This is a genomic window from Curtobacterium sp. 1544 (assembly GCF_040544915.1).
Classification (GTDB): domain Bacteria; phylum Actinomycetota; class Actinomycetes; order Actinomycetales; family Microbacteriaceae; genus Curtobacterium; species Curtobacterium pusillum_C.
The window spans coordinates 1-23,168 of the sequence record NZ_JBEPKX010000032.1; the positions used below are offsets into that span (position 1 = coordinate 1).

The window sequence follows — 23,168 nt, forward strand, 5'->3', positions numbered from 1 at the left end:
TCGGGGCCCCTCCCGGCGGCGGGGCGGGGGGGGGGCCCCCGGGGGGGGGGCCCCCCCCCCCCCCGGGGGGGGGCGGGGGGGGGGGGGCCCCCCGCCCCCCCCGCCTCCAGTCCGCCGTTCCGCAGGTCACGAGCCGACACCTGTCGGTGAGGATGCCGTCGTGCCGTGCACTCATCCGCTACCGTGAGCACGTCGGGGAGGGGCAGCACACATGGGTGGGACCACAGCAGACTGGATCGGCGCAGCGTCGTCGGGCGCAGCGGTCATCGTGAGCGTCCTCGTGGCGCTGTTCGTGGGGCGGCAGTCCGCCTCGATCGCGGCGAACCAGGTCCGCCAGGAGCGCGAGGCGTACCTCGCGGGCCGGATGCAGGGCCTCGTCGACCACGCGCGCGCCGTCGTCACCGAAGCACGAACGGTGTGGGCGCTGACGAGCACTCGGTTCCGCGACGAGCTCCTGCAGATCCCCGCCGAAGACGAGCAACGTCGTGCGAGCCGACAGGAGAAGCTCAGTGAGGCGCTGACGCGGCTCGAGACCGAGGTCGGCCTGCTCCGTGCCTACGGCGTCACCATGCCCAACGGGCCGGAGAACGCACCCGACCCCGACGCCCGAGCTGCGGTGAGCCGGCTGACCGACGAGGGGACCTGGCTGTCCAGCGCTGCCCAGTTCGCGGCGTACACGCACTTCGAGGATCCGGACGACTCATCCGACGACTCCGTGTTCGACGACCTGGTGAGCGGTCACCTGGAGAACATCGACGCGCGGCTGCTCGCGAGTCTTCCCGATGGGATGGACCCGGATCGGGTGCCGTACTACCGCGAACCCGGTTCGCCGTGGCCAGCGATCCTCGACGATCGTCGGGACATCATGCGCGATGAGAGCCGGTCGTGGGCGGGGGAACCCCTGCCGGTCGTCGCCAACAGGGCCGTTGCATTCCTGCTGAACCGCTTCCAGGACGAGTTGATCACCGTGCTCGACGCGTGGAACAAGCAAGCACTGCGACGCGACTGACTCCCGCAGGGCGTGCGTTTTCGGACAACGCTTGCTTCATCGATTAAGCAGGTGCATGATGATGCCAGTTAATCGATAAAGCATCCCCGAGAAGAGGAGGCGTCATGCCGAAGTCCGTCACCCTGAAGGACGTCGCCGCGAAGGTCGGCGTGACGTCCGCCGCGGCGAGCATGGCCCTCGCCGGCCACGACCGCATCAGCGAACGGACCCGCGAAGCGGTCCGCCGCGCTGCCGACGAACTCGGGTACGTCCCGAGCTCCGCGGGCCGGGCGCTCCGCAGCCAGCGCGCCGACGCCGTCGCCCTCATCGTCCCCAACTCGTCCGCGCACGTCTTCGGCCACCTGTACTTCATGCACGTCCTCACCGGGATGTCGACCGCGGCGAACGCCCACGACGCGCAGGTCATCGTGTCGACGAACGCGGACACGAGCTCGGGCGACGTCGCCTACGAGCGCGTCATGCGGTCCCGGACGGCCGACGGCGCGATCGTCACCAGTGCCGCGATCGACGACGACCACGTGCAGGGCCTCGTCGCGAGCGGGTTGCCCGCCGTCCTCATCGGCAACTACCCGCACCTGTCCGGCGCGGTCACGGTCGGCATCGACGACGTCGCCGCGACCGAGCGGCTCGTGGACCACCTGGTCGAGGTGCACGGACGCCGTCGTCTGCTGCACGTCACCGGCACGCTCGACCACCAGACCGGTCTCGACCGTCGCGAGGGCTTCCTCCGCGCGGCCGCACGGCACGGCCTGACGGACGTCTCCGTGATCGAGGGCGACCTCTCCGAGACCTCGGGTGCGAGCGCGATGGAGCAGATGGTGCACGAGGACCCGTCGACCCGGCCGGACGGCGTCGTCTTCGCGAACGACGACATGGCGGTCGGTGGGCTGCACACCCTCCGTCGCGCCGGCGTCGACGTGCCGGGCGACGTCTCGGTCGTCGGCTTCGACGACTTCGGACTCGCACGTGTGACGACGCCGGGCATCACCACCGTGCGCGTCCCGGCGGAGGAGATGGGCCGCATCGCGACCGAGCGACTCTTCGACCTCGTCGACCACCGTGGCGGCCAGCCCGCCCACACCGAACTCCCCGTCGAGCTGGTCGTCCGCGCCTCGTGCGGGTGCGACCCCGACGCGGAACGCGTCCGCACCTGACCGGACGCACCCAACACCGAACACGAACACCGAACACCACACCACCCTGCGAGCACAGCAACGCAAAGGAGCGTTCCCCGATGAAGCACGCACGCGCGACCCTCACGGTCGGAGCCTTCGCCGCCGTGGCGGCCCTGGCCCTGACCGGCTGTTCGGCCGGCGGCAACGCCAGCACCGACGGCCCCGTCACCCTCAAGGTCTGGACCGGGTTCACCGGCGGCGACCGCCCCGGCTACGCCACGATCGTCAAGGACTTCGAGAAGGCCCACCCGGACATCAAGGTCGAGATGACCGTCCAGCCGTGGGACACCATCCAGCAGAAGCTGCCGTCGGCCTGGCTCACCGGTCAGGGCCCCGACGTGGCCGCGGTGAGCTCGGACCCGAACGCCGTCGCCCAGTACGTCAAGACGAACTCGGTGATGGCCATCACGAACACGGGCAGCGGCGACGGCAAGATCAACACGTCCGAGTTCGCCCCCGGCACCGTCAAGGAGTTCACCTACGACGGCAAGCTCTACGGCGTCCCGGCGAACTTCGCCACGCTGAGCCTGTACTACAACAAGAAGCTCTTCCAGGACGCCGGCATCGCGAACCCGCCGACCACGGTGCAGGAGATGGCGACCGACGCGAAGAAGCTCACCACGGGTGGCAAGTACGGCATCGCGCTCGCCGACAACCAGACGATCCAGATGTGGCCGGTGCTGCAGTGGCTCGAGGGCGGCGACATCGTGAACGGTAAGAACTGCAGCGTCCTGCAGACCAGTGACGGGCAGCAGTCCCTGAAGACCTGGGCCGACCTCGTCGCGAAGGACAAGGTCAGCCCGGTCGGACTCACCGGCGCCGAGGCCGACTCGCTGTTCTCGGCCGGGAAGGCCGCGATGGAGATCAACGGTCCGTGGGCGGCCCCGGGGTACAAGTCGGCCGGCATCGACCTCGGCATCGTGAAGGTCCCGGTCGGCGTCGACGGCAAGTCGACCACGCTCGGCTCGATCGCCCCGCTGTCGATCTCGGCGAAGACGAAGTACCCGGAGCAGGCGCAGGAGTTCCTCGCGTACTGGACCTCGAAGAGCGCGCAGCAGAAGTTCTCGCTGCAGACCGGCTTCCCGCCGCTGCGCACCGACCTGTCCGACGACGCGAAACTCAAGGCCGACCCCACGGTGTCCGTGTTCGCCAGCCAGGTGCCGGACTCGCGCCTGTACCTGCCGCACGTGCCGAGCGCCACGAAGGTCGACTCCGACGGGTACGTCCCGCTCATCGGCGAGATCACCCGAGGCAAGTCCATCGCGGACGCCACCAAGTCCGCCGGTCAGACGATCGACGGTCTCACCGGCTGCAGCCAGTGACCGACCAGATCACCGGTTCGGCCCCGCCACGCACGCCGCGTGACGGGGCCCCGGCCTCCGGCCGGACGAGCGGCCTGGAGGCACGACCCACCCGCCGCCGAACGCGTCGGTTCCAGCCGGCCTGGCTCTTCATGGCTCCGTCGCTGCTCATCCTCGGCGCGTTCGTCGTCTTCCCGATCCTGCGGTCGCTCTACTACTCGTTCTTCGATTGGACCGTCGGCGCGGTCTCGCAACCGTTCGTCGGCTTCGGGAACTACGTGCAGCTGTTCCACGACCAGCAGTTCTGGAACGCCCTGCGGATCACGCTCGAGTACACGATCGTGTCGGTCGTGCTGTTGGTCGTCCTCGGCTTCGTCGCCGCCCTGCTGCTGCAGCGGGACACCCTGGCGAACCGGATCGTCCGGTCGGTGTTCTTCTTCCCGACGATCGTGTCGCTCGTGACGATCGGGCTCGTGTGGAAGTTCCTGCTCGACCCGGACATCGGGCTGGTCGGCGGCATCACCACGATGCTCGGGCTGCCGAGCGTCGCCTGGTTGCAGTCCACCTCGCTCGCCCTGCCGACGATCATCTTCGTGTCGGTGTGGAAGAGCATCGGGTTCGCGATGATCCTCTTCGTCGCCGGGCTCAAGGGCGTGCCGGCCGAACGGTACGAGGCCGCCGAGCTCGACGGTGCGAACCGCTGGCAGACCGTCTCGCGGATCACCCTGCCGAGCATCCGGCCGACCATGCTCTTCACGTCGATGATCCTGACGATCCAGTCGTTCCAGGTCTTCGACCTCGTGTACGTGATGACCGGGGGCGGCCCGGTCTTCCACACCGACACCCTCGTGAACCTGCTCTACCGCGACGGGTTCGTCAACTACCAGACCGGCTACGCGTCGGCGATCTCCTGGGTCCTCTTCGTGATCATCATGCTCATCTCCCTCCTGCAGCTCCGGCTCTTCCGGTACGACGATGTCGACTGAGGCGAGCGTCCGGCGACCGCCCGTGGCGGAGCCGACCCGTGCCTCCAGTCCGGAGGCCGTGCACCCGAGGCGACCCGGTCGGCGGACCGGAGCCGCGCGCACCGGCTCCGTCCTGAAGTGGGTCTACCTCGGGGTCGGACTCGTGTTCGCCCTCGTACCGTTCGTCTGGATGGTCAGCGGGTCGTTCCGGTCCGAGGCCGACCTGTTCGGCCACCCCGCCTCGCTCCTGCCGACGAGCGTCACCCTGCACGGCTACGAGGGTGTCTGGTCGCAGCTGCCGTTCCTCCGACTCCTGCTGAACTCCCTCGTGTTCACCGTCGTGACGACCGTCCTGACGCTGCTGTTCGACTCGATGTGCGCCTACGCCCTCGCCCGGATGCGGTTCGTCGGCCGGAACGTCGCGTTCGTGCTCGTCATCGCGACGCTGATGGTGCCGTTCCAGGTGACGCTCATCCCGGTGTTCGTCGAGCTGTTCCACCTCGGCTGGCTGAACACCTACCAGGGGCTCATCATCCCCAGGGCGACGAGCGCGTTCGGGATCTTCCTGTTCCGGCAGTTCTTCATCGACATCCCCACCGAACTCGACGAGGCCGCACGCATCGACGGTGCCGGGCACTGGCGGATCTACTGGCAGGTGATCCTGCCCCTGGCCAAGCCGGCGATCGCGACGGTCGCGGTGCTGAACGGCATGGCGCTCTGGAACGACCTGCTCTGGCCGCTCGTCGTGACGACCTCGAACGACATGCTCACCCTGCCCGCCGGGCTGACCCTGTTCGGCGGCGCGCACGTCACCGACCACGCGGTCCTGCTCGCCGGCGCCGTGATCTCCCTGCTGCCGATCGCGCTCGGGTTCTTCTTCGCCCAGAAGTTCTTCGTCGCGGGCGTCGCCACGACGGGGCTGAAGTGAGCAGCCGCGACCCGGCGTTCGCTCCGGGGACGTTCACGTGGATCGCCGGGATCGAGGACACCTGCGTCTACCCGCCCGAGCGGTTCGCGATGGCCCCGCTCGATGAGCACCGCCTGACCGGACACGACGACACCTGGCGTGCCGACCTCGACCAGGTGCGGGACCTCGGGGCGACCGCGCTCCGCTACGGCGTCGACTGGCCCCGGGTGCACGTGGCGCCGGGGACCTTCGACTGGTCGGTGCTCGACGAGCGGTTGCCGTACGCGGCCGCGCTCGGCCTCACCGTGATCGCGGACCTCGTCCACTACGGCACCCCGACGTGGCTCGACGAGGCGTTCGCCGACCCGGGCTACCCGGACGCGGTCGCGGACTTCGCGGCGGCGTTCGCGGCGCGGTACGCCCGCGTCGTCGACCACGTCACCCCGCTCAACGAGCCGATCACGACCGCGTCGTTCGCCGGACTCCGGGGCGTGTGGCCGCCGGCGCTGCACGGGTGGGACGGGTGGACCCGGGTGGTGCTCGGGATCGCCGACGGCATCCAGCGGTCCGTCACGGCCATGCGCGCCGAGAACCCGGACGTCCGGGTCGTGCACGTCGAGGCCTCGTCGCTGTTCTCGGCCGGGACCCCCTCGGATCCCGCACTCGTGGCCGAGGCAGCGCTCCTCAACGACCTCGGCACCGTCCCGACGGACCTCGTCCTCGGCCGCGTCACCCCGGGGCACCGCTCGTACGACTGGCTCGTCCGGAACGGAGCGGCACCGGAAGCGCTCGCCGCCCTGGTCGAGGGTGCGGTCACGATCGACCTGCTCGGCGTCAACTACTACCCCGACCTCACCCCGCGCAGCCTCGTCGCGACGCCCGCCGGGACGGTCCAGCACACCCACGACCGGTGGGCCTCCGGCCTCGAGGAGTCGTTGCGTTCCTTCGCCGATCGCTACGGGCTGCCGATGCTCGTCACGGAGACGAGCACCGAGGGCGACGACGAGCGCCGCGGCAGCTGGGCTCGGGACTCGGTCGAAGCGGTCCGGGCCGTGGTCGCGGACGGCGTCGACGTGCGCGGGTGGACCTGGTGGCCGGTGTTCGACTTCGTGGACTGGTCGTACGCCTCGGGCGGGCGGAACGTCGAGGAGTTCGAACTCGCCGCTGACGTCGTCGCGGCCCGGTCGGCATCGGCGTCGAAGGAGCCGTACCTGCGACGGATGGGGCTCATCCGGCTCGAGGAGGACGCCGACGGCGCGCTCCGGCGCGTGCCGACGGGCGCGGCCGCGGTGTACGCGGCGCTCGCCGGGGCTGTGGCCGTGGGTGACGGGACGGGCAGTCGGGTCACGCGGTAGACGTCTCACCTGACGGACTGGAGGCACGGTGCGGGGTGGCACCGTGCCTCCAGTCCGTCAGTCGCTCACTCCTCGCGGAGCGCCCGCACCATGCTCCGCAGCGCACTGAGCGCCGCCGCCTGCTCCTGCGAACTCATGCCACCGAGCATCCGTACCTCGACGCCGCGCACCGCCGCTGAGGCCTGCTCGAGCGTCCGTTGCCCCATCGCCGTCAGCCGCGTGGGCAACGCCTTCCCCACCGGTGCCGCGGCCGGTCGGGTCACGAGCCCGTCCCGCTCGAACGCCTGCAGCAGCACGTTCATCGATTGCCGGGTGACGAAGGCACCGCGCGCGAGGTCGGAGTTCGACAGCCCGGGTCGTTGCGCGAGCAGCTCGAGGCACGAGTACTGCGTCACGGTCAGCCCGAGGGGCCGCAGCACCGCCTCCATCGCGGCGCGCAGCGCACTCGAGGCCTCCTTCAGCAGGTAGCCCAGCGACGAGTCGAGGTCGATGCGATCAGCGTCTTGACTCATGTCAGTAGTCTGACATAGATTGCCTCGTGTCAGAAGACTGACACCCAACGAAGGAGCACCCATGCCCGTCACCGGCCCCGACTTCATCTCCCTGCAGACCCGCGACCTCGACGCGTCGCAGGCGTTCTACGAGCAGTACCTCGGACTCGTCCGCTCCCAGGCCGGCCCGCCCCACGCGGTCGTCTTCGAGACCGCCCCGATCGCGTTCGCACTGCGCGACATCGTCCCCGGCACCGACCTCGACGCCGTGTCCCAGCCCGGCATCGGTGCCGCGATCTGGCTGCACGCGACCGACGTCCAGGCCATCCACGACGCCCTGGTCGCCGACGGGCACACCATCGTCGCCGCGCCGATCGACGGGCCGTTCGGTCGGACCTTCACCTTCGCCGACCCGGACGGCTACCACGTGACGCTCCACGACCGCGCCTGAGGCGCGACCGCCCGCGACGCGACCACGGCCTGGAGGCACGGTGCGCGTCCGGCGCACACCGCGCCTCCAGGCCGTGGTCGCCACCGACCACCGCAGCCCGCCCCGGTACGGTGGTCGCGGGCCGCAGCGGAGCAGCCCGGAGGGCTGGTACACCGATGACCGGACGGACGTTCGTCCAGCAGCACACGGCGCGCCTGCGCGCGCTGGTCGACCGGGTGCTGCCGGGCGACGAGTACCCGTCGGCGTCCGAGGCAGGGGCCCTGGACTTCCTCGCCACCGTCCTCGACGACCGGCCGGACTGGACCGACCGGCTCCGCGCGGTGATCGACGGCGCCGACGACGACGGTGACCCTGACTGGGTCTGGTTCGCCGAACTCGTGTCGGCCGGCTACTACGCCGACGCGGGGAACGGCGGCAACGACGGTGAGCGCTCCTGGGCGATGGTCGGGTGGCAGCCCGGACCGCCGGACGGGTGGAGCGTCCCGGTCCCCGTCCCCACGGCACAGCCGGTCGTCGTGCACCCGTCGGAGCTGGCCGGGCGCTACGACGCGATCGTCGTCGGCTCGGGTGCCGGGGGCGGAGTCGCCGCGTGCGGACTGGCCGAGTCGGGCCGCCGTGTCCTGGTCGTCGAGGCCGGGCAGTGGCCGGGCACCGCCGAGCTGAGCCGCGACCACATCCGGAACCCGCGGTCGACGTGGGGCGTCGCACCGCGCTCCGGGCCCTCCGACGCGGGCAACCCGCGCACGGTGTCCGACGGGCGGACGCAGCTGCTGCTCCGGCCGTCCTCGCCTGGCTGGCACAACAACGCGGTCACGGCCGGCGGCGGCACCCGGGTGTACGGGGCACAGGCGTGGCGGTTCGGGCCGCGCGACTTCACGATGGCCTCGACGTACGGGGTGCCGGACGGCAGCAGTCTGGCGGACTGGCCGTTCGGGTACGACGAACTCGAGCCCTGGTACGAGCGCGCCGAGTGGGAGGTCGGGGTGAGCGGCGGCGACACCGACGGACCCTGGGCCGGGCACCGGGGCCGGCCGTTCCCGATGCCCCCGGTGCCGTCCGGCGCCGCTCGGGACCGACTGGCGCGTGCGGCCGACGTCCTCGGGATGTCGACGGTGCACGTCCCGCTGCTCGTCAACTCGACGCCGTACCTGGGGCGTCGGGCGTGCGAGCAGTGCGGGATGTGCGTCGGGTTCGCGTGCCCGGTGGACGCGAAGAACGGCAGCCAGAACACGATGCTGACGCGGGCGTTCGCGAGGGGGAACGCCTCGATCCTGCTCGGCAGCCGGGTCGCCCGGCTCCGGACCGACGGCGCCGGCCGGGTCGTCGGCGTGACGATCGTCGGGACGGCGGACGGGCGGGACTGGACCCGGGACGTCGACGCCGCCGAGGTGGTCGTCGCCGCGGGGGCGGTGGAGTCCGCACGGCTCCTCCTCAACAGCCGCAGCGACCGGGAGCCGGACGGCATCGGCAACGGCACCGACCAGGTCGGACGACACCTGCAGGGACACGTGTACGGCGGGGCGATGGGGCTCTTCGACGACGTCGTGGACGACGGACTCGGACCGGGACCCTCCATCGCCACGACCGCCTTCCGCCACGGCGTGGACGGGCAGGTCGGCGGCGGGATCCTGGCGAACGAGTTCATCGCGACGCCGTCGAACACCTACCAGTACCTCGTCGGCACCGGACTCGTCCCCCGGGCCGGCATCGAGAGCAAGCACGCGATGCGCGACCTCGCCCGGCGCAGCATGCGGATCATGGGGCCGATCCAGGAGGTCACGACCGCCGACGCCCGCGTCCGCGTCGACCCGTCCGTGACCGACCGCCACGGCATCCCCGTGGCGTGGTTCAGCGGCGGGGTGCACGCCGAGGACGTCCGAGCCCGCGACCACACGAGCGTGCGGAGTGCCGAGTGGCTGCGAGCAGCCGGGGCCGCCCGGGTCGCGGAACTGCACGGACCCGTGGTCGGGACGAGCGGCGGGCAGCACCAGGCCGGCACGCTCCGGATGGGCACCGACCCCGCGACCTCGGTCGTCGACCCCGTCGGACGGGTGTGGGGCCACGACAACCTCCGGGTCGCCGACGGCTCCGTGCACGTGACGAACGGCGGGGTGAACCCGGTGCTGACGATCTTCGCCACGGCCCTGCGGACGATCGACGCGATGGTCGCAGAACGCGGAGCCTGAGCCGCCTCCGCCCGCGCACCGAGTTGCGTCGACGGATGCACTCCACCATCGGGCTCGTCGGCGTGGGGCGGATGGGCGGCGCGCTGCTCCCGCACCTGCTGTCCGTCGCGCCGGTGGTGGCGCACGACGCCGACCCCGCCCGGGCCGAGGCCGTCCGGACCGCCGGCGCGCAGTGGACGGACGACGTCGACGAGGTCTTCCGGTCCGCGACGACCCTCGTCACGGTGCTCCCCGGGCCGCGGGAGCTCCAGTCGGTGATGGCGTCCGCCGCGTTCCTGCGCCCCGGGGCCCTGTGGATCGACATGACGTCGGGCGATCCGCGGGTGTCGGACCGGCTCGCGGCGGCCGTCGAGGCGCTCGGCGGTCAGGCGGTCGGCGCTCCGATCGCCGGGTCACCACTGGACGCCGAGCGACGTTCCCTGACCTTCTTCGTCGGCGGTCCGCCGTCGGCGAAGGCCGCTGCGGCGCCGCTCCTGGAGCACCTGTCGACCGGCGGGACCGTGCGGGACGCCGGACCCCGCGCCAGGGACGCCCAGACCGCGAAGCTGGTCGCGAACGCCCTCTGGTTCGCCATCGCCGTCGCGACGAGCGAGGCGCTGCTGCTCGGACGGTCCCTCGGCATCGAGCCGCCGGCGCTCGCCGCCCTGCTGCGCGACAGCGCCGGCGGGAGCGTCTTCGCGGACCGGCACCTCGGCCCGATGCTCGACGGCGATCCCTTCGCGACGTTCGGGATCGACCGGGTCGTCGAGGAGCTCGACACCGTCGCGGCGCTCGGCACCGACACGGGCACGCCGATGCCGGTGCTCGGTGCCTCGGCCGCGGTGCACCGGGCGGCCCTGGCGCGGTACGGGCCGGAGCTGGGGGAGCTGCTGGCGGTGCGGTGGCTCGAGGACGAGGCGGGCCGACGGCTCCAGGGCTAGCCTGACCCCATGAGCGACGACGCCGACGCACAGGCCCTGTGGCGATCCATCGTCGGGCGGCCGAGGATCTGGCAGGCCGTCGCCTGGATCGTGATCGGCGCCGCGTGGATCGCGCTCGCCGTCGGTGCGGACGGGGTCTGGCGCTGGATCGTGGGCGGGATCTGGCTGGGGATCGGGGTGCTCTGGTTGTTCGTGGCGATCTCGGACCGGCGACACGGGCGCGGGCGGTACGAGGGGCGCTGACGCCCGGCACTATGTCGGCAACGGGCATGCTGCGCGGCGTGCGAGAGTTCCGCTCCACGATCAGCGCCGTAGGGCGGCTCTCACGGTACGGAGCGTCGCCACCCCGGCCTCGATGACGCCCCCGAGAGTCGCGTGTTCACGCTCGGGGACCCCGTTGATCCGTGCTCGGTCGCGCCAGCTGGATGCGGCCTCGGCGATGCGTTCGACTCGCTCCGCGGCGCGGTCGAGTCGCAGACCGAGGTCGTCGCCGAGTGCGCGGAGACCGTCCGCTTCGTCTTCGATCGAAGTTGCTCCGGCGATCGCTGTCCGCCGGTCAGCCGAACTGTTCGGATTCGGGTTCACGTCGAACACCGGCGCGAGGCGCCACCCGCGCCCACTGTCGAGGATCCCCAGGTTCCGGAGGTGGTCGTCGGTGTTGTGCACGGCGACCGAGAACGCTACGCGGTCGAACAGGTCAGCCCGATCGGCTCGGAGAGCGCTCGAAGCATCCGCCAGACTCTCGCCGACTTCGATGTAGTCACTCTCCGCTCCGTCCTCGGCTCCGAGAAGGCTCATTGCGCTGATGTACGCGTGCCGTCGTCCGTCTGCTTCGCGGTCGAAGCGGCGGAGCAGCAGCACGTGGCGGCCATCGACCCGAGTGAGGCGGCGCTCGGGGACGGGTAGGCCAGCGCTCGCGGCCAGGTCGAGCATGGTTGCCTCCCAGCCCATCACGTCCCACTCGTCATGCGCGTGCGGGAACTTCGCTATCCCGAGCCCGCCGTCCTCGAGTCGGACGGCGGCCTTCGGACGCGCCCCGCCGAGTGATCCGGTGCCCGCGTCGAGGAGTGCCTTGACAGCCGCCGCGTCATCGGGGTCGGCGACGGCGTGGTCTGCGGCGTGGAGGAGTTCCGGCAAGCTGATCAATTTGGGGACCGTGGTGTCCTCCGCGAGGAACGGCCCGTCGTCGACCCGGTAGCGCAACGCACCCTGGCGAGTGTGGTCGCTCACACCGAGCAGGTAGTCGAGCTCGTCGAGCCGACGTGCCCGACGGCCTTCGATCCGGGCCGCTGCTCGCTCACGCCTGTCGATGAGGTTCCGCCCCCAACGGTCTGGAGCGCCGTCACCGAAAGCACCGGGCAGTCCGGTCGTGTGCTGCGCGCCACCGGTGAGCGGGAGGTGTGGATCGATCGCAGGCGCACGTTCCACGGCCAGATAGTCCGGGTCGTACGCGAACGTCGTGCTGAGCGCGTTCCGGCCTCGGGTGACGAACGCGGTGCCGGCGCGGCGTGTCCTGCCGTCCTCGTCCAGGTGGACCTGGATCTGACCCGAGTTCACCGGCTCGATCCCTGCACTCGTGGAGTGCGACCGGCACGGACCCGACCGAGCGCGGACGCTCGTGCTCGCCCGAGGTCACTCGCGAGCGGGTCGACGCTCGCCGTGAGCTGATCGATCACGCCGAGCGCACGGCACACTCGGAGCACGACGTCGAACCCGACCGTCGTCTTGCCTCGTTCGAGGTTCCGCAACGTCGTCGGGGTGATGTCCGCGCGTTCACAGACTTGGACCGCAGTCAGTCCGAGGACGAGTCGCCATCCGCGGAGGTGTGCGCCGAAGTCCTGACCCTGCCGCGAGATGTCGTAGCCAGCCATGTTTCCTCCCAACTGCTACTGTAACGCGACTTAGCACTGTCAAACAGCAGCAGAGTGCCAGTTACTGGGAGGCTGAACCGCTTCGCAAGGCGGGTCACGTCGTCACGAACAAGTACACCGCCAGTACGAACCCGCAGCCCGCGATGAGCACCCGGAGCACCGCGGCCGGAAGCCGCCGCGCCACGGACGGCCCGATCAGCCCGCCGATCACGGCTCCGATCCCGAGCGCCACGGCAGCGTGCCACACGACTGCCCCGAGCACCGCGAACAGCACCGCCGGCAGGATGTCCGCCGCGACGAGGATGACGTTCTTCAGCGCGTTCGCCCGGTGCAACACCGGCTCGGTCGTCAGGAGCAGCAGGGCGATGAGCAGGATCCCCGACCCCGCGCCGAAGTACCCGTTGTAGATCGCGACGCCCGCCCCGGCAACTCCGACGACCGGACGGGAGAGTGCACGCCCTCGTGTGGTCTGCCACCGTGAGATCGCCGGCTGCAGCAGGAGGACGAGCGACCCGGCGGCGACGAGGAACGGCACGATCCGGTCGAAGACCTCGCCGGGGGTGACGACGAGCAGTGCGGCTCCCGCGAGCGAGAGCGCGACCGACGCCGGCAACCAGGTGCGGATGGTCCGCCCGTGGCCGACGACGTCGGGTCCGGCCCGGAGCGCCGAGCTCAGTCCGGAGCCGATCAGGGCGACGGAGTTCGTGACGTTCGCCGCCAGGGGCGGGATGCCGACCGCGAGCAGCGCCGGGTACGCGACGAGGGAGGTGATGCCGCCGGCGGTGCCGATGACCCCCGCGACGACTCCGGCCGCGACGAGGAACAGCGCCTCCGGCACTCAGTCGCCCGCGGTGAAGGACAGCACGTCGTCGACGAGCCGGTCGGCCTCCTCGTACGCGAGCATGTGGCCGGAGTGCTCGTAGACCTCGAACCGTGCGTGCGGCAGGTGGTCTGCGAGTTCCCGGCCGAGTTCCGGTGGGTTCAACCCGTCGCTCGCGCCGGAGATCACCAACGCGGGTGCGGTGACCGTGCTGAGACCGGGTCGGAGGTCGAAGCCGGCGAGGGACCGTTCGACCCGTGCCTGTTCGTCCGGCGTGAGCTGCACCTGTTCCCCCGCCATCGAGCCGAGCAGTTCCGCGCGGCGATCGGCAGGGGTGTCCGGGGACCAGAGCGCCTCGGCGAGCAGGGCCATCGCAGCCTCGGGGTCGAGGCTCGCCAGATCGACCCCACGGCGTGCGGCGAACGCGGCCGACGAGGACGTCGTGCCGTGCGCCTTGCTCACGACGAGGACGAGTCGGTCGGTGCGCACGGGTTCGAGGATCGCGGCCTGCGCGACGAGGTACGAGCCCATCGAGATGCCCGCGAGGGTCGCGCTGGACCGTCCGAGTGCCGCGACGAGGGCGTTCAGCACGCGACCCTGGTCCTCGATGGTGAAGGACGCCGGGTGGTCGGAGTGGCCGTGCCCGAGCGCGTCGGGCGTCACGACGTGGAAACGCCTCGCCAGTCGCGCTGCGAGCGGTGCGACGGTGGACGCGTCGCCGTTCAGCCCGTGCACGAGGACCAGCAGCGGCTGCTGCGGATCGCCGTACGCCTCGTACGCGATCCGGTGGCCCAGGACATCGATGGTCGGCATCTGGTGGTCCCTTCCGGTGGTGACCTCTCGAACGGTAGTCGCGACCGCCGACGGACTGGAGGCGCGTGGCGGCGCCGCCACGCGCCTCCTCTCCGTCAACCGGTCGCGTCGTCGTAGATCGCGATCAGCCGGTCCAGGAAGGTCTCGACGGCGGCCCGCTGGTCGGCGTCCATGCCGTCCACGAGGTCCTCGATCCCGTCGATCAGCGGCAGCACGAGGTCGTACGCGCGGTCGGAGGAGCGTTCGGCGGCAGTGACCACGAGCTTCCGTCCGTCGCTCGGGTGGCGGTCGCGCCGGACGTGCCCAGCGGTCTCCAACCGGTTCAGCACGAGCGTCATCGCGGCGGTCGAGATCTCGAGTCGGCGGGCCAGTTCGGTCGGCGTCGCCGGCCCGGTCGCGATGAGGTGGTCCATCGCCTCGAGGCCCATCGCGTCGACCTCGAGCGCCCGCGCCAGGTGCCGTTCGAACCGCTGCTGCCGGACCGCGACCTGCTGCACGCGGGAACGGATGTCGTCGTCGGGGAGTGGCCGACCGTCGCGGCGGGCGGACTCGCGGTCGCGGCGGTCGTCGCGGTCTCGTCGGGGCTGCCCCGGCTGGTCCTCGTGCGGCACGGCTTCCATGGTAACCGTGTACATTGCCAATATCATTGGTAATCAAGGATCTGAGGAATGATGCAGCGCACCGACCGTGGACGCGTCCTGATCTCCGGCGCGAGCATCGCCGGACCCGCACTGGCGTACTGGCTCCACCGCTACGGCTACCGGACGGTGGTCGTCGAGCGTGCACCGGCACTCCGGACCGGCGGCCAGAACGTCGACGTCCGCGGTGCCGGGCGCGAGGTCGCGCGGCGCATGGGCATCGAGGACGACATCCGGGCGGCGACGACGGGTGAGGTCGGCACACGCTTCGTCGGCCCGCGCGGCAGGACCGTCGCCGAGTTCCCGGCGGGCACGTCCGACTCCGGCGGGGCCACCGCGGAGCTCGAGGTCCTGCGCGGCGACCTCGCGCGCCTGCTCGTCGACCGGACCACCGGAGCCACCGAGTACCGCTACGGCGACCGGATCACGGGGGTCGACCAGGACGACGACGGCGTCACGGTGTCGTTCGAGACCGCCCCCGACGAGCGGTTCGACCTGGTCGTCGCCGCGGACGGCATCGGGTCGAGTACCCGGCGGCTCGTGTTCGGCGACGAACCCGAGATCCGGTCGCTCGGTCTCGAGACGACCTACGGCACGATCCCCCGAACCGCCGCCGACGACGACTGGTGGCGTTGGTACAACGCCCCGGGCGGACGGTCGATCACGCTCCGACCGGACGCACACGGCACGATCCGCGCGGCGATGTCGATCGTGACGGACCGGAAGCACGAACGGGCGGGATCGGAGCGCCGCGACCTCGACGCCCAGCGCCGCCGGCTGCACGCGCTCTTCGCCGACGCCGGGTGGGAGGCGCGTCGGGTCCTCGAGGGCTTCGACCGGTCCGACGACCTGTACTCCGAGTCGATCGGCCAGGTGCACGCGCCGCGGTGGTCGGACGGTCGCGTGGCCCTGGTCGGCGACGCGGCGTACTGCGCCTCCCCGGTCAGCGGGATGGGCACGAGCCTGTCCCTCACCGGCGCCTACGTGCTCGCCGGCGAACTCGCGGCGCACGTCGACCACCGGGACGCCCTCCGTGGGTACGAGCGGATCATGCGCCCGTACGTCACGCAGGCCCAGCAGCTGCCGCCGGGCACCCCGCGCGTCGCGAACCCGAAGTCCCGGCTCGGCATCGCGGCGTTCGGAGCGGCGGTGCGCGTCGCTTCCACGCCGCTGATCGGACGGCTCGGAGACCGGTTCTTCACGCCCCCGGCGGACGCGATCGACCTGCCCGACCACGCGCACCTCGAGGTCGACGGCCCGGGCACACTGGACGCATGATCGTCTGGCTCAACGGCACCCACGGCGTCGGCAAGACCACCACGAGTCGTCTGCTGCAGCCGCTGCTGCCGGACGCCCGGGTCCTCGACCCCGAGAAGGTCGGCGAGACGCTGATGGACATCCGGCCGACCCTGCGCGCGACGGACGACTTCCAGCACTGGGACCCGTGGCGGCCGCTCGTCGTGGAGACCGCCCGGCAGGTCCTGCAGTACGCGGGCGGGACGTTGATCATGCCGCAGACCGTCCTGGTCGAGCGGTACTGGCGGGAGATCGCGGACGGCCTTGCGGGGCACGGCATCCCGGTGCGGCACTTCGTGCTGCACACCGACACGGTCACGCTCCGCGACCGGATCCGGAACGACACCGACATGGGTCCGTCGACGTTCCGGTTCAGTCGGGTCGAGCCCTACGCCGAGGCAGCGCGGACGTGGTTGCACGACGAGGCCGAGGTGGTCGACACGACGAACGCGACCGCCGAGCAGGCGGCACGGCAGATCGCGAGCGCCGTGCTCGGCTGACCGTCAGGCCGCCTGGGCCTGCGGCTGGGGGTCCCGGAGCGCCGGGCAGTGCTCGGGCGTCGGGTGCTCGCTGATCGCGATGACCTCGTCGAGCCGTTCCCGTGCGGCCTCGAGTTCGGCCAGCTGCGCCGTGATCCGGTCGCGCTCGGACACCAGCAGCGCGAACGACTCCGGGGTCGCCCGACCCGAGTCGACGCAGGGCAGCAGTTGCACGATGGTCCGGCTGGGCAGCCCGGCGGCGAAGAGCTGCTGGACGAGCTGCACGCGTTCGACCGCGGGTGCGCCGTAGGTGCGCTGCCCGCTCGGCGTGCGGGTCGCGACGAGCAGGCCCTGCTCCTCGTAGTACCGCAGTGAGCGGACGCTGGCCCCGGTCGCGGCGGCGAGGTCTCCGATGCGCACGATTCCTCCTTGCACCTCACATGGATGTCAGGTCTTAGCGTAGCCGAGCCGCCGCGGGAAGTGCCCGCCCGGCAGGAGGAACACCATGGACATCGCTGGATCGGTCGCACTCGTCACGGGCTCGAACCGCGGCATCGGACGACGCTTCGTGCTGCAGCTGCTCGAACGCGGAGCGGCCAAGGTCTACGCCACCGCCCGCCGCCCCGAGCTCGTCGACATCGAGGGCGTCGAGGTCCTGCCGCTGGACATCACCGACCAGGCGTCGATCGCCGCCGCTGCCGCCTCGGCGTCGGACGTCACGCTGCTGGTCAACAACGCGGGGATCGCGACGACCGGCTCCCTGCTCACGGACCCCCTGGACGACGTCCGACGCGAGATGGACACGCACTTCTGGGGCAACCTGGGGATGGTCCGGGCCTTCGCGCCGGTCATCGAGCGGAACGGCGGCGGCGGGATCGTGAACGTGCTGTCGGCGCTGTCGTGGTTCGCCTACCCGGGCTCCGGCGGGTACGCAGCGGCGAAGGCCGCGGAGTGGAACATGACGAACGCCGCCCGACTCGAACTCACCGCGAAGGGCATCACGGTGCAGGGCCTCCACCTCGGCGCGGCCGACACCGACATCATGGCCGGGTACGAGGGCCCGATGATCGACCCGGCGGAGGCCGCGCGGGCTGCACTCGACGGGGTCGAGCGCGGTGCGGCCGAGGTCGTGGTGGACGAGTGGAGCGCGATGGTGAAGGCGTCGCTCGCGCACGAGCCCGAGCGCTTCTACGCCCAGTTCGCCTGAGCCGTCAGGGCGCCGCACGGAGTCGGCACCGGGGCGTGAGGAGTCCGTCAGGACCCGTTCCCCGGGCCGGCTCCCGGACGGATCGTGTCGGTGTGACCCTGACAGCGATCCTCCCGACGCTCCGCGCGTCCCTCCCGGAACCGATGGACCCCGCCCTCTGGCCGGCCCACACCGAGACCACCACCGACGACGTCCTGGTCGCCGCCGTGTCGATGGTGCGGCTCGCCGGACTGACCGGCACCCCGTGCGTGCACACTGCCGAGCAGGCGCCGCCCCGTCACCGACCGCGCTCGTGGACGCCGCGCGACGTGAGCGTCGCCGTGGCCTCGGTCCTCCGGGTCCGTCGACCGCGGACCGGTCTGGTGCTCCTCGAGCTCGACGCCGTGCTGCCCCCGTTCGCCGTGCTCGACCAGGTGCGGTTGATCGGACGGGTCAGCACGGCCGCCCCGACCCGGACCTCCGTGGTCACGCTGTACGACGGAACGGACGGCGAACCCTTCCACCGGCTGCCGGCACCGTTGCCCGCGGACGTCCGGGAGGGCGACCTGCTCTGCTTCCCCTGCGTCTCGGCGATCCGGCACCGTGACGTCGTCGCGCCCGTGCGGGCCGAGGTGTCGCGGTGAGCCACGCCACGTGGCACCGGACCGGAGCGGACCTGCGCGCCCGAGTGGTCGACGGACCGCACGTCTGGGGCAGCTGCTCGGCACGCCCTGTGGGTCGCACGATGTGGAGCAGCCGCACCCTGGTCGTCTTCCCGCCCGGCACCACGCGGAGCGAACGTGCGCGGCTGCGGGCGTGGTCGACGTGGCCGGGCGTCGGGGCGCTCCTCGCCGTCGCGGTGATGGCGGCGCTCGCCGGGTCGCCGGTCATCGGCACCCTGGCGGCGGTGCTCGTCTACGGGGCTGGGTTCGCGACGCTCGCCCGAGCGACCCGGCGGCTGCGACCCGGTGTCCGCTCGGTCACCGTGACGACGTTCCACGGCAACAGCCGGCCCGAGGTCCACGGGGACGTCCGGCTGCTCCGGCGTTCCCTCGACGCGTTGGCCGTCACGGAGCGCGCACTCCGGGCCGGGGACCTCCGGCCGGTCGACTTCGAGTCGGTCTGGGCCGATGTGTGGAACGACCTGCCGGCGCGCCCGGTCAGACCAGGAACGCCTCGAGCTGCTCGACGACGAGGTCCGGTCGACTGATGAACGGGTGGTGCCCGGTCGGCAGCTCGACGGCGCGCGTCGCCCGTCCGGCGTGCTGCCGCTGCAGGGCGACCGTGGTCGATCGGTCGTCACCGCACACGATCGCCGTGGAGTCCACGTCCGTCCACCCGGCCGCGGTCGTCGGCGTCCCGAACGCTCGGACGTCCTGCGAGGTGACGCGGCTCCAGGCCTCGCGGCGGGTGGCCTCGTCGGCGTCCTGCAGGAACCGTGCTCCGAACGAGTCCGCGTCGTACCCGTCGACGACGATGCGTCCGTCGTCGTCCTGGCGGACCGCGACGGGGTCCGGCTCGCCGGACATGATCGAGCCCTGCGACGACCCGACCGGCGGCAGGTAGGACGACACGAGCAGCAGGTGCGACACGGCGGGGTGCGGGCCGGCCTCGGCGATGACGGTCCCGCCGTAGGAGTGGCCCACGAGGAGCGCCTCGGGCACCTCGTCGAGTGCTCGGCGCAGCGCCGCGGCGTCCTCGGTCAGGCCACCGGCCGCCTCGGTCTCGCCGCAGGACGGCAACGCGACCGCTCGGCTCTCGATGCCGGTGCGTTCCCGGAGGAGGTCGGCCGTCGGGCCCCACCACCACGCACCGTCGCGGACGAGCGCGCCGTGCACGAAGAGGACCGTCGGGTTCGTCATCGCATCACCATCGCGGACATGCGCGCCATCAGCCCCCGCGGCACGAACCGGTGCGCGCTTGCCATCACGGCGTTCCGGGCACCGGACACCACCGTCGGACCCCCGTTCCGCGCGAACGCCTCGAGCCCGACCCGTGCGACCTCGTCCGCGGTCTGGCGTCCGCCCTCCAGGAAGGACCCGCCGCCGGCAGCCTCGAAGAACCCGGTCGACGTCGGCCCCGGACAGAGCGCGAGGACCCGGACGCCGGAGCCCCGGGTCTCCTCCCACAGCGCCTCGGTGAACGAGAGCACGAACGCCTTCGTCGCACCGTAGAGTGCCATGTGCGGTGTCGGCTGGAAGGACGCCGTCGACGCGACCGTCATCACGCCGCCCACCCGGCGCGCGGTCATCCCGGGGAGGAACGCGCGGACGAGCCGCACCACCGCGGTCTCGTTGAGGGCGATCTGCTGGACGATGCCGTCGTCGGGCTGCTCCGCGAAGGAGCCGTGCCACCCGACACCGGCGTTCGCGACGAGGACGTCGACCCGTGTGCCCTGCAGCGCCTCGATCACCGAGTCGACGCCGGGACCGGTCGCGAGGTCCGCCGGCAGTACCCGCACCGAGACCCCGTGACGCGAGCGGAGACGACCCGCCACGGTCTCGAGGCGGTCGGCCGAGCGGGCGACGAGCACGAGGTCGGCCCCGCCCGCTGCGAGGCCCTCCGCCAGGGACTCGCCGATGCCGCCGCTCGCACCGGTGACGACGGCGAGCCGGCCGCGGTAGGGGTCGCGGTTGCGTGCCACGGTGCTCAGCCCGCCGAGCGGAGGAAGTCGGCGATCGGGGTCGACCCGGTGTTGAAGCGGATGGTCTTCCCGACGGTCTCGTCGCTCTCGACGGCGTCCGCCACGACGTGCGCGACGTCCCCGCGCGGCACCTCGGTCGAGGACCCGTCCCAGTCGACCGAGCCGGTGGGCTCGTCGTCGGTGAGGGTGCTCGGTGCGACGACGGTCCACCGCAGCCCCGAGTCACGGAGGACGGCGTCGGCGACCATCTTCGACTGCGCGTACGCGAAGAAGTCGTTGTCCTGCGGGACCCCGTGGTCGAGGACCGAACCGGACCAGGACACCATCACGTACCGGTCGACGCCGGCCTTCGCGGCTCCCTGGACGGACAGCACGGCGGCATCACGGTCGATCGCCCACGTCCGGTCGGCGGATCCCCCGCCGGCGCCCGCGGACCACACGACGGCGTCGTGCCCGTGGATGAGTTCGGCGAAGTCGGTGAGGGTCTGCTGCTGGATGTCCGCGACGTGCGGCTCGCCGCCGTGGGACCGGATCTCGTCGGCCTGGTCGGGGTCGCGGATGACCGAGGTGACGGTGTGGCCGCGGTCGGCGAGGATCCGGGTGGCGAGGAGTGCGACCTTGCCGTGGCCGCCGAAGAGGATGACGTTGCTCATGCGGCGGACGCTACTCGCGGCGCCTCAGCAGACCGGGTGGCGGTCTGCAGGTGACCATCATCGGACTGGAGGCGCGGTGCCAGCTGGCACCGCGCCTCCAGTCCGCCTGTTGGTCGCGTCAGCCGACCCGCCGGCGCTGCACCAGGGTCGCGGCGCCGAAGGCGACGAGCAGGATCCCGACGCACCAGGCCGACGCGACCCACAGGTCGGACTCGGGTGCCTGCCCCGCGAGCAGCGCACGGATCGAGTTCACGATGGACGTGACCGGCTGGTGCTCCGCGAACCAGCGGACCGGACCGGGCATGGTGTCGGTCGGCACGAACGCCGAGCTGATGAACGGCAGGAAGATCAGCGGGTACGAGAACGCGCTCGCGCCGTCCACCGACTTCGCCGACAGCCCCGCCACGACCGCGATCCAGGTGAGCGCCAGGGTGAACAGGACGAGGATCCCGAGCACCGCGAGCCACGCACCGACGCCCGCACTGCTCCGGAACCCCATGAGCAGGGCGACCCCGACGACCACGGTCACCGACACCAGGTTGGCGACGAGCGATGTCAGCACGTGCGCCCACAGCGACGCCGCGCGCACGATCGGCATCGACCGGAAGCGTTCGTCGATCCCGGCCTGCAGGTCGAGGAACAGCCGGTAGGACGTGTACGCCACCCCGGACGCCACCGTGATGAGCAGGATCCCCGGCAGCAGGTAGTCGACGTACGAGGTGCTCCCGGTCTCGATCGCGCCGCCGAAGACGTAGACGAACAGCAGCAGGAACGCGATGGGCATCACGGCGGTGGTGATGATCGTGTCGGGGCTCCGGAGCACGTGCTTCAGGGAGCGCCCGGTCAGGACGGCGGTGTCGTGGATCGGGTGGGCGGACATCACGCGACCTCCTTCTCGTGGCCGATGACTGCGAGGAAGACGTCCTCGAGCGTGGGTTGCTTCTCGACGTACTCGACCTTCGCGGGCGGGAGCAGTCGCTGGAGTTCGGCGAGGGTGCCGTCGGCGATGATGCGGCCCTCGTGCAGGATGGCGATGCGGTCGGCGAGGTGCTCGGCCTCGTCCAGGTACTGCGTGGTGAGCAGCACGGTGGTGCCGCCGGCGGCGAGGGCGCGGACGGCGTCCCAGACCTCGATGCGTGCCTCGGGGTCGAGGCCGGTCGTCGGTTCGTCGAGGAACACCACGGCCGGGTCCCCGATCAGGCTCATCGCGATGTCGAGCCGTCGACGCATCCCGCCCGAGTAGGTCCCGGCACGACGCGACCCCGCCTCGGTGAGGGAGAACCGGGCGAGCAGGCCGTCGGCGATGGTGCCGGCGTGCGGCAGGTGCCGGAGCCGGGCGACGAGGACGAGGTTCTCGCGACCCGTCAGGACCTCGTCGACGGCGGCGAACTGCCCGGTGAGGCTGATCGACTCGCGGACCGCACCGGGTTCCGCGGCCACGTCGTGTCCCGCGACCGACGCCGCGCCGGCCGTGGCCTTCGCCAGCGTCGCGAGGATCCGGATCGTGGTGGTCTTGCCCGCGCCGTTCGAACCGAGCAGGGCGACCACGGAGCCGGCCTCGACGTCGAGGTCGACGCCACGCAGGACGTGCAGGTCACCGAAGGACTTCTCGAGCCCCCGGACCCGGATCGCCGCGGTCACGAGGGGTCTCGTTCCCTGTCGGCCTTGTCGATCGCGTCGACGAGGCGCTGCTGCTCCTTGCTGAGCCACGAGCCGATGCCGTAGTTCGCCTTGAACTCCTCGGCGAAGGCGATCGGGTCGTCGCCGACCACCGCGCGGACGCTCGTGCCGTCGGCGGCGCTCTGCTCGAACAGGTCGGCGAGGTCGTCGAGCATGCGCATGAGCTGCTCGCCGTCGTTCGGGCCGGTGTACATCAGGTACCGCTCGATGCCGTCGATGGCGGTGCGGTGACTCGTCGGCAGCGCTGCCGTGCGGGCCTTGTACTGCTTCCAGCGCTTCTTGTCGCCGATGAGCTTGGTCGTGATGTCCGAGATCGAGATCCCCATGG

At 71.6% G+C, this 23,168-nt stretch carries 28 protein-coding genes; 15 read left to right on the forward strand and 13 right to left on the reverse strand.

What is annotated here, in order from left to right:
- Window positions 1-211 precede the first annotated feature (211 nt).
- The 6 genes from ABIC61_RS15590 to ABIC61_RS15615 all read left to right on the forward strand — a co-directional run bounded on the left by ABIC61_RS15590 (window position 212) and on the right by ABIC61_RS15615 (window position 6,712).
- The gene (locus ABIC61_RS15590) at window positions 212-1,009 is read left to right on the forward strand and encodes a hypothetical protein (RefSeq protein WP_144753848.1); all 798 of its coding nucleotides are present in this window, start codon (window positions 212-214) and stop codon (window positions 1,007-1,009) included.
- A 104-nt stretch (window positions 1,010-1,113) separates the two neighbouring features.
- Window positions 1,114-2,163 carry a LacI family DNA-binding transcriptional regulator gene (locus ABIC61_RS15595; RefSeq protein WP_354030652.1) on the forward strand — a complete coding sequence of 350 codons (1,050 nt, stop codon included), beginning with the start codon at window positions 1,114-1,116 and terminating at the stop codon, window positions 2,161-2,163.
- Between the two features lie 80 nt (window positions 2,164-2,243).
- A complete protein-coding gene (locus ABIC61_RS15600) occupies window positions 2,244-3,506 on the forward strand; it encodes a sugar ABC transporter substrate-binding protein (protein ID WP_354030653.1) in 1,263 nt (420 codons plus the stop codon).
- A complete protein-coding gene (locus ABIC61_RS15605; protein ID WP_354030654.1) occupies window positions 3,503-4,471 on the forward strand; it encodes a carbohydrate ABC transporter permease in 969 nt (322 codons plus the stop codon). Before ABIC61_RS15600 ends, ABIC61_RS15605 begins: the two co-directional genes overlap by 4 nt.
- Window positions 4,461-5,378, forward strand: a complete 918-nt coding sequence (locus tag ABIC61_RS15610) for a carbohydrate ABC transporter permease (protein ID WP_354030655.1) — start codon at window positions 4,461-4,463, stop codon at window positions 5,376-5,378. The genes ABIC61_RS15605 and ABIC61_RS15610 overlap by 11 nt, the downstream gene beginning before the upstream one ends.
- Complete coding sequence (locus ABIC61_RS15615; RefSeq protein WP_354030656.1) at window positions 5,375-6,712, forward strand: glycoside hydrolase family 1 protein; 1,338 nt, start codon at window positions 5,375-5,377, stop codon at window positions 6,710-6,712. Before ABIC61_RS15610 ends, ABIC61_RS15615 begins: the two co-directional genes overlap by 4 nt.
- A 65-nt stretch (window positions 6,713-6,777) precedes the next feature.
- Here the strand turns inward: ABIC61_RS15615 and ABIC61_RS15620 are convergent, their stop codons facing one another.
- Window positions 6,778-7,224: a MarR family winged helix-turn-helix transcriptional regulator gene (locus ABIC61_RS15620; protein WP_354030657.1), complete on the reverse strand. Its 447-nt coding sequence runs from the start codon at window positions 7,222-7,224 to the stop codon at window positions 6,778-6,780.
- A gap of 61 nt (window positions 7,225-7,285) precedes the next feature.
- Between ABIC61_RS15620 and ABIC61_RS15625 the strand changes: the two genes are divergently transcribed.
- The 4 genes from ABIC61_RS15625 (at window position 7,286) to ABIC61_RS15640 (ending at window position 11,003) form a co-directional block, all read left to right on the forward strand.
- The gene (locus tag ABIC61_RS15625; RefSeq protein WP_354030658.1) at window positions 7,286-7,654 is read left to right on the forward strand and encodes a VOC family protein; all 369 of its coding nucleotides are present in this window, start codon (window positions 7,286-7,288) and stop codon (window positions 7,652-7,654) included.
- Window positions 7,655-7,809: 155 nt separating this feature from the next.
- Window positions 7,810-9,840, forward strand: coding sequence for a GMC oxidoreductase (locus tag ABIC61_RS15630; protein WP_354030659.1), 2,031 nt, complete (start codon window positions 7,810-7,812; stop codon window positions 9,838-9,840).
- A 35-nt stretch (window positions 9,841-9,875) separates the two neighbouring features.
- The gene (locus ABIC61_RS15635; protein WP_354030660.1) at window positions 9,876-10,760 is read left to right on the forward strand and encodes an NAD(P)-dependent oxidoreductase; all 885 of its coding nucleotides are present in this window, start codon (window positions 9,876-9,878) and stop codon (window positions 10,758-10,760) included.
- A 9-nt stretch (window positions 10,761-10,769) separates the two neighbouring features.
- The gene (locus ABIC61_RS15640; protein WP_354030661.1) at window positions 10,770-11,003 is read left to right on the forward strand and encodes a hypothetical protein; all 234 of its coding nucleotides are present in this window, start codon (window positions 10,770-10,772) and stop codon (window positions 11,001-11,003) included.
- A 60-nt stretch (window positions 11,004-11,063) separates the two neighbouring features.
- On the opposite strand, the gene ABIC61_RS15645 is transcribed toward ABIC61_RS15640, so the two are convergent.
- The 5 genes from ABIC61_RS15645 to ABIC61_RS15665 all read right to left on the reverse strand — a co-directional run bounded on the left by ABIC61_RS15645 (window position 11,064) and on the right by ABIC61_RS15665 (window position 14,899).
- On the reverse strand, window positions 11,064-12,317 hold the full coding sequence (locus ABIC61_RS15645) for a type II toxin-antitoxin system HipA family toxin (protein ID WP_354030662.1): 1,254 nt from the start codon (window positions 12,315-12,317) through the stop codon (window positions 11,064-11,066).
- Window positions 12,314-12,631 (reverse strand): helix-turn-helix domain-containing protein, encoded by a 318-nt coding sequence (locus ABIC61_RS15650; protein WP_144753808.1) that lies wholly within the window; start codon window positions 12,629-12,631, stop codon window positions 12,314-12,316. The genes ABIC61_RS15645 and ABIC61_RS15650 overlap by 4 nt, the downstream gene beginning before the upstream one ends.
- Before the next feature lie 94 nt (window positions 12,632-12,725).
- Window positions 12,726-13,469, reverse strand: coding sequence for a sulfite exporter TauE/SafE family protein (locus ABIC61_RS15655; RefSeq protein ID WP_354030663.1), 744 nt, complete (start codon window positions 13,467-13,469; stop codon window positions 12,726-12,728).
- Window positions 13,470-14,264, reverse strand: coding sequence for an alpha/beta fold hydrolase (locus tag ABIC61_RS15660; RefSeq protein ID WP_354030664.1), 795 nt, complete (start codon window positions 14,262-14,264; stop codon window positions 13,470-13,472).
- Window positions 14,265-14,359: 95 nt separating this feature from the next.
- A complete protein-coding gene (locus tag ABIC61_RS15665; protein ID WP_354030665.1) occupies window positions 14,360-14,899 on the reverse strand; it encodes a MarR family winged helix-turn-helix transcriptional regulator in 540 nt (179 codons plus the stop codon).
- A 33-nt stretch (window positions 14,900-14,932) separates the two neighbouring features.
- Between ABIC61_RS15665 and ABIC61_RS15670 the strand changes: the two genes are divergently transcribed.
- Window positions 14,933-16,180: an FAD-dependent monooxygenase gene (locus tag ABIC61_RS15670; protein WP_354030666.1), complete on the forward strand. Its 1,248-nt coding sequence runs from the start codon at window positions 14,933-14,935 to the stop codon at window positions 16,178-16,180.
- Window positions 16,177-16,698, forward strand: coding sequence for a P-loop nucleotide/nucleoside kinase family protein (locus ABIC61_RS15675; RefSeq protein ID WP_354030667.1), 522 nt, complete (start codon window positions 16,177-16,179; stop codon window positions 16,696-16,698). The genes ABIC61_RS15670 and ABIC61_RS15675 overlap by 4 nt, the downstream gene beginning before the upstream one ends.
- Window positions 16,699-16,701: 3 nt before the next feature.
- Here ABIC61_RS15675 and ABIC61_RS15680 read toward each other — a convergent pair whose 3' ends face one another.
- Complete coding sequence (locus tag ABIC61_RS15680) at window positions 16,702-17,097, reverse strand: MerR family transcriptional regulator (protein ID WP_354030668.1); 396 nt, start codon at window positions 17,095-17,097, stop codon at window positions 16,702-16,704.
- An 85-nt stretch (window positions 17,098-17,182) separates the two neighbouring features.
- On the opposite strand from ABIC61_RS15680, the gene ABIC61_RS15685 reads away from it, so the two are divergent.
- From ABIC61_RS15685 to ABIC61_RS15695, 3 genes are all read left to right on the forward strand, one after another.
- Window positions 17,183-17,884: an SDR family oxidoreductase gene (locus ABIC61_RS15685; RefSeq protein WP_354030669.1), complete on the forward strand. Its 702-nt coding sequence runs from the start codon at window positions 17,183-17,185 to the stop codon at window positions 17,882-17,884.
- Window positions 17,885-17,976: 92 nt separating this feature from the next.
- Window positions 17,977-18,507 carry a hypothetical protein gene (locus tag ABIC61_RS15690; RefSeq protein WP_354030670.1) on the forward strand — a complete coding sequence of 177 codons (531 nt, stop codon included), beginning with the start codon at window positions 17,977-17,979 and terminating at the stop codon, window positions 18,505-18,507.
- Window positions 18,504-19,073, forward strand: coding sequence for a DUF6611 family protein (locus ABIC61_RS15695; RefSeq protein ID WP_354030671.1), 570 nt, complete (start codon window positions 18,504-18,506; stop codon window positions 19,071-19,073). Before ABIC61_RS15690 ends, ABIC61_RS15695 begins: the two co-directional genes overlap by 4 nt.
- On the opposite strand, the gene ABIC61_RS15700 is transcribed toward ABIC61_RS15695, so the two are convergent.
- From ABIC61_RS15700 to ABIC61_RS15725, 6 genes are all read right to left on the reverse strand, one after another.
- Entirely contained in the window at window positions 19,024-19,725 is a 702-nt protein-coding gene (locus tag ABIC61_RS15700) for an alpha/beta hydrolase (RefSeq protein WP_354030672.1), read from the reverse strand. The two genes, ABIC61_RS15695 and ABIC61_RS15700, sit on opposite strands and share 50 nt — an antisense overlap.
- Entirely contained in the window at window positions 19,722-20,507 is a 786-nt protein-coding gene (locus tag ABIC61_RS15705) for an SDR family NAD(P)-dependent oxidoreductase (RefSeq protein WP_144753783.1), read from the reverse strand. The genes ABIC61_RS15700 and ABIC61_RS15705 overlap by 4 nt, the downstream gene beginning before the upstream one ends.
- Window positions 20,508-20,512: 5 nt before the next feature.
- Complete coding sequence (locus ABIC61_RS15710; RefSeq protein WP_354030673.1) at window positions 20,513-21,160, reverse strand: SDR family oxidoreductase; 648 nt, start codon at window positions 21,158-21,160, stop codon at window positions 20,513-20,515.
- 118 nt (window positions 21,161-21,278) lie between these two features.
- The gene (locus tag ABIC61_RS15715; protein ID WP_354030674.1) at window positions 21,279-22,040 is read right to left on the reverse strand and encodes an ABC transporter permease; all 762 of its coding nucleotides are present in this window, start codon (window positions 22,038-22,040) and stop codon (window positions 21,279-21,281) included.
- Window positions 22,040-22,801 carry an ABC transporter ATP-binding protein gene (locus ABIC61_RS15720; protein ID WP_354030675.1) on the reverse strand — a complete coding sequence of 254 codons (762 nt, stop codon included), beginning with the start codon at window positions 22,799-22,801 and terminating at the stop codon, window positions 22,040-22,042. Before ABIC61_RS15720 ends, ABIC61_RS15715 begins: the two co-directional genes overlap by 1 nt.
- The gene (locus ABIC61_RS15725; protein ID WP_079237533.1) at window positions 22,798-23,166 is read right to left on the reverse strand and encodes a DUF1048 domain-containing protein; all 369 of its coding nucleotides are present in this window, start codon (window positions 23,164-23,166) and stop codon (window positions 22,798-22,800) included. Before ABIC61_RS15725 ends, ABIC61_RS15720 begins: the two co-directional genes overlap by 4 nt.
- Window positions 23,167-23,168 lie beyond the last annotated feature (2 nt).